Source organism: Peribacillus sp. P4_C12, from assembly GCF_056402095.1.
Genome location: NZ_JBFUIB010000531.1, coordinates 1 through 2401 on the forward strand (window position 1 = coordinate 1; position 2401 = coordinate 2401).

2 protein-coding genes and 1 riboswitch are annotated in these 2401 nt (G+C 39.8%); both genes read right to left on the reverse strand.

The window, feature by feature from the left end:
• Positions 1–1265: phosphomethylpyrimidine synthase ThiC (gene thiC / locus AC1DUW_RS26020; protein ID WP_477643842.1), on the reverse strand; the 1265-nt coding region annotated here is incomplete at its 3' end.
• Between the two features lie 133 nt (positions 1266–1398).
• A riboswitch (TPP riboswitch) is annotated at positions 1399–1515 on the reverse strand.
• A gap of 150 nt (positions 1516–1665) precedes the next feature.
• On the reverse strand, positions 1666–2401 hold a 736-nt coding region (locus tag AC1DUW_RS26025; RefSeq protein ID WP_477643841.1), incomplete at its 5' end, for an HAD family hydrolase.

Consider the following 2401-nt stretch of genomic DNA (forward strand, 5'->3'; position numbering starts at 1 on the left):
GTATAGAATGGGGCTTCTTGACAGACTTCCAATTGCTTATCCATATTTTCTTTAATCAAATGCATTGGAACGTGACCAGGTCCCTCAACCATAACTTGTACATCATGTTTCCATGCAATCTTTGTTAATTCACCCAGTGTTTCCAATTCCGCAAATTGCGCCTCATCGTTTGCATCTGCAATAGATCCCGGACGAAGTCCATCTCCTAATGAGAAAGATACATCATATGCTTTCATGATTTCACAGATTTCTTCAAAATGAGTATAGAGGAAGCTTTCTTCATGATGAGCCAGACACCATTGAGCCATAATAGAGCCCCCACGGGAAACAATTCCCGTCATCCGCTTTGCTGTTAATGGGATATATCGCAGAAGCACACCAGCATGTATGGTAAAGTAATCAACACCTTGCTCAGCCTGCTCAATTAAAGTATCCCGAAAAACCTCCCATGTTAAATTTTCAGCGACTCCATCTACTTTTTCAAGCGCTTGATAAATCGGTACTGTTCCAACAGGTACAGGCGAATTTCTAATAATCCATTCACGGGTTGTGTGTATATTTTTTCCGGTAGAGAGATCCATGATGTTATCGGCTCCCCAGCGAGTGGCCCAAGTCATTTTTTCTACTTCATTCTCGATGGATGAACTAACCGCTGAATTCCCAATATTCGCATTTATTTTCACATGAAAATTACGTCCGATGATCATCGGCTCACTTTCAGGATGGTTAATATTAGCCGGTATAATGGCCCGCCCGCTAGCTACTTCATCTCGTACAAACTCAGCGGAAACACTTTCTCTAATCGAAATAAACTCCATTTCTGGGGTAACGATACCTTTACGAGCATAATGGAGTTGGGTTATGTTTCTCCCCTTCTTTGCACGCAAAGGATTTCGTATCAATCCCGGAAAAACTTCTGCTTTGGAATGAGACTCAACTTTTTTATACCCATTATCTTCGGGTTTTATTTCACGCCCCACATACTCTTCAACGTCTTCCCGTTCAAGAACCCAGTTGCGTCTAATAGGGTCAAGACCTTTACGAATATCAATAGAATACTCAGAATCCGTATAGAAACCGCTAGTATCATATACGCGTAGAGGTAAATTTTCCTCTTCACCAAATGCTCCTGTTGTGGGACTTAGTTTAATTTCACGCATAGGAACTTTTATATCAGGTCTAGACCCCTCTACATAAACTTTTTTACTTCCTGCAAAATTGGACATAATTGAAACGTTCATGTCATTTACTGAATTACTCATGATTTCATTTCTCCTTTTTAAGTTAGATTAAAAAGGACAAAATCCAATCCATTTTCGCACGAAAAAGCCAGGTCTCATATTTAAGACCCGGCTAAAGTTAGTATGACTACAGAAATGACCAAATTACATGTCATTGAATAGTAGATTCTAACTTCCCCACGCTGGTATGAACCAGATCAGGTCCTGAGGGTTAAGAAGCTTTAACGCGCTTCTCTCTCAGCCCAACTTTTATTGGACACCCCTAGTCTGAATAATATTAATTATTACAAGGTAACTATATACCATCCATTTTGGTTTGTAAATAAATTCAAAGACCTATTATTTTAATGCCATGTTTTGAATTAAATAAAATCCCCTCCAAGTTAAGTTTTTTTGAACTTACTACTTGAAGGGGATTTATCCGTTATTTTTTTAGACTCTCAAGGATAGGAAAAAGCTCCTCTAAATGCGTGATTTCATAATTAGGGATGACTTCATTCCGTTCCTTATCATGACGGTTTATCCAAACCGATTTAATGCCTGCACGTGATGCACCAAGGATATCCGTCATTAAATTGTCGCCGACCATTAATACTTCATCCTTATCAAGCTCCATGATTTCTAATGCATGCTCGAAAATAGAAGCATCCGGTTTCCCACGTCCAAACGCGCCGGAAATAACGATTTGATCGAAATAAGGAACTAACTCAGGCGTGATTTCAAGCTTCGTATTTTGAAGCTCAGGTGAACCATTCGTCAGCAATAACAATTTGTACTTCCCTTTTAACTCATCTAACACCTGGAATGTTTCTTCATAAATAAATGGTTTTTTCCGTCTCTCAGCAGGGAATCGCTCTGCTAGCTCAAGACCAAATGCCGGGTCATCAATCCCTAATGCCTTCAAGCCTCTTGTCCATGCCTCTTTCCGATAAGCCGGTACAATCTCGGCCATCTTACGGAATTCATCATGATCATCTCGAAAATTACCCCAAAGTCCTTCAAATGGGTTGATACCGATCATTTGCGTAAATTCATATGTATCATAAGAAGAATAAAGCTCACGTGCTTCTTTCCGTACCGCTTCCTCAAACTCGTCAACATTCAAATCATATTTTGCCTTTGCCAATTCGCATGTCGCTATAAAAGCCTCTTTCACACTC